Source organism: Ralstonia sp. ASV6, assembly GCF_016429285.1.
Classification (GTDB): Bacteria; Pseudomonadota; Gammaproteobacteria; order Burkholderiales; family Burkholderiaceae; genus Ralstonia; species Ralstonia flaminis.
The window spans coordinates 63,912-73,676 of sequence record NZ_JAELUI010000004.1; the positions used below are offsets into that span (position 1 = coordinate 63,912).

General features: G+C 64.2%; 13 protein-coding genes. 12 read left to right on the top strand and 1 reads right to left on the bottom strand.

The window, feature by feature from the left end; translation table 11 throughout:
- The first annotated feature begins 85 nt into the window (after positions 1–85).
- From JHD73_RS01515 to JHD73_RS01540, 6 genes are all read left to right on the top strand, one after another.
- Positions 86–862 carry an NAD(P)H-dependent oxidoreductase gene (locus JHD73_RS01515; RefSeq protein ID WP_199026998.1) on the top strand — a complete coding sequence of 259 codons (777 nt, stop codon included), beginning with the start codon at positions 86–88 and terminating at the stop codon, positions 860–862.
- A 102-nt stretch (positions 863–964) separates the two neighbouring features.
- Positions 965–1,750, top strand: a complete 786-nt coding sequence (locus JHD73_RS01520; RefSeq protein WP_199027000.1) for a sulfite exporter TauE/SafE family protein — start codon at positions 965–967, stop codon at positions 1,748–1,750.
- Between the two features lie 37 nt (positions 1,751–1,787).
- Entirely contained in the window at positions 1,788–2,183 is a 396-nt protein-coding gene (locus JHD73_RS01525) for a carboxymuconolactone decarboxylase family protein (protein WP_199027003.1), read from the top strand.
- Between the two features lie 45 nt (positions 2,184–2,228).
- On the top strand, positions 2,229–2,507 hold the full coding sequence (locus JHD73_RS01530) for a hypothetical protein (protein WP_199027025.1): 279 nt from the start codon (positions 2,229–2,231) through the stop codon (positions 2,505–2,507).
- 13 nt (positions 2,508–2,520) lie between these two features.
- Positions 2,521–3,336, top strand: a complete 816-nt coding sequence (locus JHD73_RS01535; RefSeq protein ID WP_199027005.1) for an alpha/beta fold hydrolase — start codon at positions 2,521–2,523, stop codon at positions 3,334–3,336.
- 6 nt (positions 3,337–3,342) lie between these two features.
- On the top strand, positions 3,343–3,888 hold the full coding sequence (locus JHD73_RS01540; protein ID WP_199027007.1) for a cysteine hydrolase family protein: 546 nt from the start codon (positions 3,343–3,345) through the stop codon (positions 3,886–3,888).
- Between the two features lie 146 nt (positions 3,889–4,034).
- On the opposite strand, the gene JHD73_RS01545 is transcribed toward JHD73_RS01540, so the two are convergent.
- Positions 4,035–4,547 carry an acyl-CoA thioesterase gene (locus tag JHD73_RS01545; protein WP_021193017.1) on the bottom strand — a complete coding sequence of 171 codons (513 nt, stop codon included), beginning with the start codon at positions 4,545–4,547 and terminating at the stop codon, positions 4,035–4,037.
- Positions 4,548–4,730: 183 nt separating this feature from the next.
- Here JHD73_RS01545 and JHD73_RS01550 point away from each other — a divergent pair, with 183 nt between their 5' ends.
- The 6 genes from JHD73_RS01550 to JHD73_RS01575 all read left to right on the top strand — a co-directional run bounded on the left by JHD73_RS01550 (position 4,731) and on the right by JHD73_RS01575 (position 9,227).
- Positions 4,731–5,129, top strand: a complete 399-nt coding sequence (locus JHD73_RS01550) for a DUF2946 family protein (RefSeq protein ID WP_199027009.1) — start codon at positions 4,731–4,733, stop codon at positions 5,127–5,129.
- 98 nt (positions 5,130–5,227) lie between these two features.
- A complete protein-coding gene (locus JHD73_RS01555) occupies positions 5,228–5,593 on the top strand; it encodes a hypothetical protein (RefSeq protein ID WP_199027010.1) in 366 nt (121 codons plus the stop codon).
- A 10-nt stretch (positions 5,594–5,603) separates the two neighbouring features.
- Positions 5,604–7,022, top strand: coding sequence for a TolC family protein (locus JHD73_RS01560; protein ID WP_199027012.1), 1,419 nt, complete (start codon positions 5,604–5,606; stop codon positions 7,020–7,022).
- Between the two features lie 2 nt (positions 7,023–7,024).
- On the top strand, positions 7,025–8,332 hold the full coding sequence (locus JHD73_RS01565; protein ID WP_199027014.1) for a multicopper oxidase family protein: 1,308 nt from the start codon (positions 7,025–7,027) through the stop codon (positions 8,330–8,332).
- A gap of 36 nt (positions 8,333–8,368) precedes the next feature.
- Positions 8,369–8,866: a plastocyanin/azurin family copper-binding protein gene (locus JHD73_RS01570; protein WP_199027016.1), complete on the top strand. Its 498-nt coding sequence runs from the start codon at positions 8,369–8,371 to the stop codon at positions 8,864–8,866.
- A gap of 37 nt (positions 8,867–8,903) precedes the next feature.
- Complete coding sequence (locus JHD73_RS01575; protein ID WP_199027024.1) at positions 8,904–9,227, top strand: copper-binding protein; 324 nt, start codon at positions 8,904–8,906, stop codon at positions 9,225–9,227.
- Positions 9,228–9,765: the final 538 nt, after the last annotated feature.

The window sequence follows — 9,765 nt, forward strand, 5'->3', positions numbered from 1 at the left end:
GGCTATGCCTGGAATATGGATTATTCATTTCCAATATACCTCGGCGGCCACCATTCTTGAGCCTTCTCAGATTGGAGTTGCTGCCATGAATGTCCTGATCGTCTACGCCCACCCAGAACCCAGATCGCTCAACGGCGCCCTCAAGAACTTTGCCGTCCGGCATCTGGAAGCGGCCGGCCATACCGTGCAGGTGTCAGACCTGTACGCCATGCAGTGGAAGCCCCAGCGCGATGCCGGTGACAGCACGGTCGCGCCGATTGGCCCGCACTTTGATGCGTCGCTCGATTCGAAGCACGCTTTCCAGAACGGCTTTCAGACCGCCGACATTGCCGCTGAGCAGGCCAAGTTGCGCTGGGCCGACGCCGTGATCCTGCAGTTTCCGATGTGGTGGTTCTCGATGCCGGCCATCCTCAAGGGCTGGGTCGAGCGCGTCTATGCCTACAGCTTTGCCTATGGCGTGGGCGAGCACTCCGACACCCACTGGGGCGACCGCTACGGCGAAGGCACACTGGCCGGCAAGCGAGCCATGCTGATCGTCACCGCGGGCGGCTGGGAGTCGCACTACAGCCCGCGCGGCATCAACGGCCCGATCGACGACATCCTGTTCCCGATCCAGCACGGCATCCTGTACTACCCAGGCTTTGATGTAGTGCCGCCGTTCGTGACGTTCCGCGCCGGTCGCATGGACGATGCGCGGTTTGCGCAGACCACCCAGGCGCTCGGCGAGCGGCTCGATACGTTGTTCACTGCCGAGCCGATTCCGTTCCGCCGGCAGAACGCGGGGGAGTATGAGATCCCGGCGCTCACGCTGCGTGCGGAAGTGGCACCCGATCAATCGGGCTTTGCGGCGCACATCGCCTAGACGGCCAGCGCTACAATTTGCGGCTTGCACTGTCGGCGATGCGCCATGTTCAGCATGGCGCATCGCCGCGTTTGCTTTCTCTCCTCATTTTTCTTTGCGCGCATGACGTCCCACGCGATTCTCTCTGGCCTGTTCAACCTGTTGCTCGGTATGGGCCTGGGCGTGGCGGGCGGGCTGCTGGGCATTGGCGGCGGGCTGATCGCCATTCCCGTACTCGGCTATCTGTACGGTATGGACCAGCATCTGGCGCAGGGCACCGCGCTGGTGATGATTGCGCCCAACGTGCTGGTCGGCTTTCTGCGGTATCACCAACGGCATCCGGTGCATTTGCGTTCCGTGGCGTTGATCTGCGTGTTCTCCATGGCGGCAACGTATATGGCAGCGCGCTTTGCAGCGGGGCTGGATGCGCACCATCTGCATACCGCGTTTGCCGTGTTCCTGATCGCACTGGCGGTGTACTTTGCTTCGCAGCTCAAAGACAAGTCGGACGCGGCCGAGGATGCTGAGCACGCTGCGCCACGCGCCATGCCGGCCGCGGCCATGCCGCTGATGGGCATCGCCAGCGGAGCGATGTCGGGCATCTTTACCGTGGGCGGCGGACTGGTGGTTGTGCCGGCACTGGTGACCTTCTTCGGCATGCCGCAGACACGCGCACAAGGGATGGCGCTGGCACTGGTGGTGCCGGGCACGCTGATCGCGCTGGCGACGTATGCCCACGCGGGGCATGTGAGCTGGGGCACGGGCATTCCGCTGGCGGTGGGTGGCATTGTCAGCGTGTCATGGGGTGTGACGCTCGCGCACAGGTTTTCGCCGTTGCGTTTGCGGTTGGCGTTCTGCACGGTACTGCTCGGTACCGCGTTGATGATGCTGTTGGTCAAGCCAGCCTGATCGGCCTGCAACGGGTTTTCAGAACGGAGGAGGGATCGTGGCAGAACAGGACAAGGAAGCCGGGCGCGCACGCCGCGCACAGGTAATGGGCGATGCGTTTGTGGAGCGCGCGATGAGCGGGCTCGATGCTTTCTCCGCGCCGCTGCAGGACTGGCTCAACGAGCACGCCTGGGGCAGCACATGGCAGCGTGAAGGCATCGACCTCAAGACCCGCAGCCTATGCACGTGCGCCATGCTCGCCGCGCTGGGCCGCGGCACCGAGCTCAAAGGCCACGTGCGTGGTGCCATCAACAACGGCGCAACGGCCGTGGAGATTCGCGAAGTGCTGCTGCACAGCGCTATCTATGCCGGAGCGCCTGCGGCCATTGAGGCATTCCGATGCGCGCGTGAGGTCCTCAGCGAACTGGGGGTGCGCATCGAAGACGGCCGCTAATGTTAAGGCGCTTAACACAACTTGCGTGGTGAGAATGGCCTCCCCATGCTCGCGATAGGCGCCGGGATCGCCTGGTTCTTCTTCATCCTTGGCCCGCTGCGTCAGGCACAGGCGGCTGCCACCACAGTGCGCTACTCGCTCAGGGTCATGGTGTTGCTGGCGGGTTGTCTGGTCTTTGGCCTGGGCTTGCTGATTGGCAGCGATAAGCTGGCCTGGCACGACGCGCAGCGCGCAAGCGCCTCACCCCGCTCGGCTGGGCGCTCGTCGGCGGGGTTCTACTGGTGGTTCAAGCAGCAGTTTTCGGCACTGGGGTACGACACCTGACAGGGAGGTTGATGTGGACATCGCCGACGACGACCTCACGCGGTTTGCCGCGCAAGGTGCGGCGCCTTTGCCGGCAGCAGCAGAGCAAGGCCACGTGGAGCGTGACGGCGCAAGCGTTTGGTACGCGACGTTTGGTGCCGGCGCGCCAGTGATCCTGCTGCACGGTGGGCTCGGCCACGGCGGTAACTGGGGGCACCAAGTGCCGGCGTTGGTGGCTGCAGGCTATCGCGTGATTCTTATCGACAGCCGTGGGCACGGTCGCAGCACGCGCGATGCACGGCCCTACACGTACGAGTGCATGGCTGCGGACATGTGCGCCGTCATGGACGCATTGGGCGTGGAACGCGCCGCGTTCGTCGGCTGGAGCGATGGCGCCTGCGTTGCACTCACGCTCGCCATGCAAGCGCCTGAGCGCGTGGCTGGCGTGTTCTTCTTCGGCTGCAATATGGACCCGAGCGGCGCCAAGCTTTTCCAACCGACGCCGACGATTGACCGCTGCTTCAGCCGCCACCGGCAGGACTACGCCGCGCTGTCCGCCACCCCTGGCGACTTCGACGCGTTCGTTGCCGCTGTCACCAAGATGATGCAGACGCAGCCGAACGCCACGGCGGATGAACTGGCCGCGATTCGTGTGCCCGTGACCATTGCGCAGAGCGCGCACGACGAATTCATCAAGCCCGAGCACGCACAGTATCTGGCGCAGACGATTCCTGGGGCGCGGTTTGTAATGCTGCCGGGCGTGAGCCATTTCGCGCCGCTGCAACGCCCAGGGTTGTTCAATGAAGCGGTGCTAGCCTTTCTGGAGCCACTCTCCCAACAACAGACATAGGACCGTATGACGACTGCCCTGATCGTGATCGACGTGCAGACCGGGTTGTTCACGCCGCCGCCCGCACAGGCCGAGCATGTGCTGGCTGCCATCAATCAACTGATTGCCCGTGCGCGTGAAGAACATGTGCCGGTGATCTTCGTGCAGCACGAGACGGCCGACGATGAGCTGCCCTATGGCACGCCCGCATGGAGCCTTGTCGAGACCTTGCCGGCGCTCCCCACCGATCCTGTGGTGCGCAAGACGACACCGAACTCGTTTCTACGCACAGGGTTGGCGGCATTGCTTGCGGGCCTCGGTGTCGAGCACCTGATTGTCTGCGGATACGCCACCGAGTTCTGCGTGGACACCACCATTCGTCAGGCCGCCGCGCTGGGTTATGCCATTACCTTGGCGGCCGATGCGCATACGACGCATGACAAACCGCACGCCAGCGGTGAGTGGATCCGGCGGCATCACAACGCGACGCTGTCATCGCTTGACAGTTTTGGGGTACCGATTGCGGCGCGGCCAACCGAAGCCATTGTGTCAGCAGGGCTTGCACACGGCTGACAGCATTTGCGCAAAGAAATGGCCGCAGTGATTTATCCACAGAAACGGTGGGTAAGCCTGTGGATAACGGCGGGAGTGCCCGGCGCCATGCGGTTTGCAGTGTATTGCTGACCGCGTAGGCAGACAGGCGTGGCGCCGATGTTGTCTTAGCTGACCGTGTCCGATGTACCCGGCGTACCGTACGCAGCCTTGATGGCCTTGTGCCGCGCTTCCATTTCCTGGCGCAGCGCACGACGCTGCTGAGCCGCTTCAAAGCGTTCCTTCTCTTCTGCGTTGGCGGGCGTGAGCGGCGGCACGTCGGCGGGCTTGCCGTCATCGTCCACCGCCACCATGGTGAAGTAGCAGCTATTGGTATGGCGCACGACCTGGTTGCGGATGTTCTCCGTCACCACCTTGATACCAATCTCCATGGACGTGCGGCCGGTGTAGTTGACCGACGCCAGGAACGTCACCAGTTCGCCCACGTGGATCGGCTGGCGAAACACGACCTGATCGACCGACAGCGTGACGACGTAGCGCCCGGCGTAGCGGCTGGCGCACGCGTAAGCCACCTGATCGAGCAGCTTGAGGATATGGCCGCCGTGCACGTTGCCGGAGAAATTGGCCATGTCGGGCGTCATCAGCACGGTCATGCTGAGCTGGTGGGATTGCGTATTCATGGGGCGTTGAAGCTGGAAGAAATGGGGGAATGCGGTGCGCAGAAATGGGTACGCAGAGGCGTGCCATTGTGCCGCGCCGGGGGCATTTTGTGCGCTGTCTTGTCCACCGCCGGGCAAAAATTGATGGCATCGCGCTACACTACCGGCTTTCTTGGCCGCCTTTCTGGTCGACATTCTTCTTCCATGCATCGCTTGCTGACCCGCCTGCTGCTCTGGCTGGTTGTCCTGGCGCTTCCTCTGCAGGGGATGGCCGCGACGACCATGATGGCGCGCGCCGGCACAATGGACGAAGCGACTGTTGCCATGGCAATGCCTGGCCACGACGGCGCGGTCATGGCGGATGCCTGCCATGAACACGAAGCCGCGATGGCCGCCGACGGTGACGCGAAAGCGCCCACGCAATCGCACTGCAAGACCTGCCCGATCTGCGCGACGTGTTCGCTCGGCTCGGTCATCCCGCTGGCCGCCAGCCTTGGCGTGCCGCTGCTCAAGCTGCCGGCCGTTGCGCCGCGCGAGCTGCCCACCGCCTTCCACAGCTTCATTCCCGAAGCGCTGCAACGCCCACCCTCGATTCGCGTTTGACGCCACGAGTCCGTCCATAGAACGGATCTGGCCTTTGGTTTCACGGCACCGTGCACGACTGCGCAGCCGTGCGTCATTACGCTTGATCGAGGTTTCTCATGTTTCTCACACGATGGTTCATGGCCGCTGCGCCGCTGCTGGCATGGACGGCGCTCGCGTCGCCATGGGCATTGGCGCAGGGTACGGCTTCAGCGCCGGCTGCGGCTCCACCTGACCCACTGAATGCGGAGGCAGCGGTACCTGCTGTGTCCGCACCCCGCACGTTCGATGGCTACCACGCCTATCGCAACGCTGGCCCCGCGCCGTGGCGCGAGACCAATGCGGCTGTCAGCCCCAAACCGAGTGCTGCTTCCGGGCACGACGTACATGGCGCTCACGCTGGGCATGCACTGCCCGCGAGCAAGCCCTCTGCATCCCCAGCCACGCCCGCCGGCAACGCCATGCCCGGCATGCACCACCACTGAGGAGGCAGTCATGTTGAATCACTCCACACATCGCCTCGCCTTGGGCGCGCTGGCAACTGTGCTGCTGCTGGGCGGCTGCGCCACCGTCACACAGGACAGCGGCTTCAAGACCGTTGCGGAGGTCGCCCGCGACCGGCTTGGCAGGGACGCCACTTGGCAGCGCGCACCCGAAGCACGCGACAGCGCCGCCCAGCGCACGCGCGAACTGCTGGCCCAGCCGCTGACGATGGACAACGCCGTGCAGGTCGCGCTCCTGAACAACCGCGGGCTGCAGGCTTCGTATGCTGAGCTGGGTATTTCGGAGGCGGCCATGGTGCAGGCCAGTCGCCTGCCGAACCCGGGGTTCACATTTGAGCGCACGCGCACGGGCAACGAACTGTCGATCTCGCGCACGTTCTCGCTGTCATTCCTGAACCTGCTGACGCTGCCGATGGCCGCGCGTATCGAAGGGCGCTACTTCGAGCAGACCAAGCTGCTGGTTGCCAACCAGATGCTGCAGGTCGCGGCCGATACGCGCCGTGCGTACGTCAACGCCGTGGCGGCGGAGCAGTCTGCTCGGTACGCCGAGCAGGTCCAGCAAGCGGCAGAAGCCGGTGCCGAGTTTGCTAAGCGTCTGGCCGCTGCCGGCAACTTCAGCAAGCTGGATCGCGCACGCGAACAGGCGTTCTATGCAGAGGCCACCGCCAACCTCGCCCGCTCGCGCCAGCAAGCCCAAGCCGAACGCGAAGCGCTCATCCGCCAGCTCGGCGTGTGGGGTGCGGACACGGGCTTCAAGCTGCCGGAGCGTCTGCCTGACCTGCCGAAGGAGCGCCCCGAACTCCAGCAGGTCGAGGCCTACGCGCTGCGCAACCGGCTCGACATCCAGGCCGGCAAGCTGCAAGTCGACGGTCTTGCGTCGTCACTGGGGCTGACGAGAGCCACGCGCTTTATCAACGTGCTGGACTTCGGCTACGTGCATAACAGTAAAACGAGCAAATCGAATGAGTCGCGCGGCGGTGAACAAGAACGCGGCTACGAGATCGGCATCGAGATCCCGCTGTTCGACTGGGGCGGCGCCCGCGTGGCGCGCTCGGAGGCGATCTACATGCAGGCTGCCGACCAGCTTGCCGACACGGCTGTGCGAGCACGCTCCGAAGTGCGCGAGTCGTACGTGCGTTACCAGACCGCGTATGACCTCACGCGCCACTACCGCGACGAGGTCGTGCCGGTACGCAAGACCATCTCCGACGAGATGCTGCTGCGCTACAACGGCATGCTCGTGAGCGTGTTCGAGCTGCTGGCCGATGCACGCGAGCAGGTCAATGCCGTGAACGGCTACATCGATGCACTACGCGGCTACTGGATCGCGCAGACCGATCTGCAGATGGCGCTGGGCGGCAAGCTGCCGCCGGCTGAGGCCGACGCTTCCTCTCAATCCCAAGGACACTGAACATGGTTTCCCGACGTCAATTTCTCGGCAGTCTTAGTGGCGGGGGCGCGGCCATGCTGGGCGCGGCGATGGTCTCGCGCGCCGGCGCTGCCACGCTGCCCGAAGCGCCGCTGCAGTCGAAGCCCACTACACAACCGCCGCTCGCGCCGCCCAACGGCCGGCCTTACAACCCCGTCGTCACGCTCAACGGCTGGACATTGCCGTGGCGCATGCGCGGCGGCTGGAAGGAATTCCACCTGGTGGCCGAACCTGTCGAGCGCGAATTCGCCCCCGGCATGACAGGCCACCTGTGGGGCTACAACGGCCAGAGCCCCGGCCCCACCATCGAATGCGTGGAAGGCGACCGCGTGCGTATCTTCGTCACCAACAAGCTACCCGAGCACACCACCGTGCATTGGCACGGCATGATCCTGCCGGCTGGCATGGACGGCGTGGGCGGGCTCTCGCAGCCGCACATCCCGCCCGGCAAGACCTTCGTCTACGAGTTCGAGATGAAGAAGTCCGGCACCTTTATGTACCACCCGCATTCCGACGAGATGGTGCAGATGGCGATGGGCATGATGGGCTTTCTTGTCGTGCACCCGAAAGACCCGGCGCAGCACCGCGTCGATCGCGATTTTGTCTTCCTGCTCGCCGCCTACGACATCGACCCCGGCTCGTACACGCCGCGCGTGGCCGAGATGACCGACTTCAACATGTGGACGTGGAACAGCCGCGTCTTTCCCGGCATCGACCCGCTGCCCGTGCGCCTGGGCGATCGCGTGCGCATCCGCATGGGCAACCTCACGATGACCAACCACCCGATGCATGTGCATGGCCACACGTTTGAGGTGGCCGGCACCGATGGCGGCTGGGTGCAGCCCAGTGCGCGCTGGCCGGAAGTGACGACGGACATTGCCGTCGGCCAGATGCGTGCCATCGAGTTCATCGCCGACAACCCGGGCGACTGGGCCTTCCATTGCCACAAGTCGCACCACACGATGAACGCCATGGGGCACAACGTGCCGACCATGATTGGCGTGCAGCAGAACGATCTCGCCAACAAGATGCGCAACTTGGTGCCCGACTACATGGGCATGGGGGAGGCCGGCATGGCCGACATGGGCGAGATGGAAATGCCGCTGCCCGACAACACGCTGCCGATGATGACCGGCCAGGGCCCGTTCGGCGCCATCGAGATGGGCGGGATGTTCACCGTCATGAAGGTGCGTCGCGACCTGCCACGCAACAGCTACGCCGATCCCGGTTGGTACAAGCACCCCAAGGGCACCGTCGCCTACGAATACACCGGCAACGGCATCGATGAATGAGCGACGCCTGAACCCACATCGAATGCGAGACCACCGATGCAACGCAACCTGATCCGTTCCACCTTCCTGGCCGCGCTCCTCTCAATGGCGGCCTTTGCGCACGCATCCGGCAATCACGCCGTGGGCCATGACCATGGCGATGCCGCCATCGGCCAGCCGGGCGACGCCACGCGCGTCACGCGCACCGTGCGCGTTGATATGGCCGACGCCATGCGCTTTACGCCCGCGCAGATCACCGTGCAACGTGGCGAGACGATCCGCTTCCTGGCTATCAACAGCGGTCGCGTGCGGCACGAGATGACGCTCGGCTCACCGGCCGACCTGATCGCCCACGCCGAGCAGATGCGCAAACACCCCGAGATGGAGCATGCCGACGCCAACGCCGTCACTGTGGACCCCGGCCAGACCGGCGAGATCGTCTGGCGCTTCACGCAGGCTGGTACGGTCGAGTTCGGTTGCCTACAGCCAGGGCATTTCGAAGCCGGCATGCGCGGTGCTGTCGAGGTGCAGCAGGCACGTGCCGGCAAGTCCTGATCGCTCTCTTTCTCTTGCTTACAAGGAGCCCAACATGTTGTTTCGTCATGCCCTGATGCTGGTCGCGCTGCTGGCCGGTGCCCCATTTGCCAACGCCGCGGATGACGCTGCACCTGCACCGGCTGCTGTTGCGGCGGCCGCACCGCTGTCTGAAGGCGAGGTCAAGAAGATCGATACCGCCGCCGGCAAGCTGACCATCAAGCATGGCCCGCTGGTCAATCTCGGCATGGAGCCGATGACCATGGTCTTCCGCGTTCAGGATCCGGTCATGCTCACCAAGGTGCAGGCCGGCAGCAAGATCCGCTTTACTGCCGAGAAGGTGGGGGGTGCGCTGACGGTGACTACGCTGGAAGTGCAGTGATCGGATGTCGAGGAGGGCCGCGCCACTCGGCTGAGATGGCCCAGGCCTCCTCCCGGTCCGGCGCGGAATCGCGCAAGGTTGTATCTGGCTGGCGCAGGATTATCCGACCGGTTGTGTGGTTCAAGCCGCATCTCCGGGGTGATTGCGCGTCCACCTGCTGAAAATGGATGCGCAGCCGGCCCAGCTCACGGGTGTCGAAGTGTGACGTCATGACAACAGTCAACGGACCGTGGATTGCGCCCGGTGCTGGGCTCGCGACTTTGCCCCAAGAAACAGAAGGCGCTGCAAGCGACTTACGGTAGAGTAAGGCCCGCCGCAAATGCGCGTGGTAACTGGGTCCGAAGCGCTGCCTGACGGGGCAAGCGCGATCAGTGGCCGGGTGTGTCAGCGGAATCAAAAAAAGTGGCCCATGTGCCACCCATAATCACGTGTGAGCTGGCAGCTTTCCACTCGAAAAACGATGTCCTGGCATCACACTTTTTGAGGAAGCGCGTCGGCGCGCTTTATCCCTGGGCCATTTCTGCAATCGCTTGTTTGA